At 40.2% G+C, this 655-nt stretch carries 1 protein-coding gene; it reads left to right on the top strand.

Annotation, left to right across the window (positions count from 1 at the left end):
* Positions 1-457: sialate O-acetylesterase (locus BWI92_RS26380; protein ID WP_217903506.1), on the top strand; the 457-nt coding region annotated here is incomplete at its 5' end.
* Between the last annotated feature and the right edge of the window lie 198 nt (positions 458-655).

Here is a 655-nt window from a genome sequence, read left to right on the forward strand (position 1 = left end):
TAATCAAGAAGGTAAATGGATGGTAAAATTTTCGCCTTTGGAGGCGGGAGGTCCTTTCGCTTTAGAGGTTCAAGGTAGCGCAGAAAAAATCGCCTTACAAGATGTACTAATTGGTGATGTATGGCTTTGTTCTGGACAATCAAATATGGAGTGGCCTGTTAAGCAAGCTGATAATTTTTCTCAAGAAAAAAAGAACGCTGATTTTCCTAAAATACGCCATTTTTTTGTGGAACATGAAGTTACAACTCAACCTCAAATCGACCTAAAAACTGGTGAATGGAAAGTATGTAATAGCCAGAATGTTGGTGATTTTACGGCTGTTGGTTATTTCTTTGCACGTGAGGTATTTCAAAAAACTGGTGTTCCAATTGGACTATTGCATAGCTCGTGGGGCGGTTCACAGGTTGAAGGTTGGATTAGCAAAGAAGGCAAAAAGACGCCACCGCTTTTAGTCTGATAATTTGGAATCAATACGGTATTAATGAGCGGTTTGGTCAACTCATACGATGATGATAAGTTTCCTGATACATACCACTTGCGCCAAATGTTCCGCTCAAGGTGTTCCATAGCGGTTTGTGGTCAAGCAATAATTCAGCTTGATAGGTCGTGAGTTTGAAATTGAGCGTATTCAACGTACGATTTCCTCTTGGTACAT

The organism is Flectobacillus sp. BAB-3569 (assembly GCF_002270355.1).
Classification (GTDB): domain Bacteria; phylum Bacteroidota; class Bacteroidia; order Cytophagales; family Spirosomataceae; genus Flectobacillus; species Flectobacillus roseus.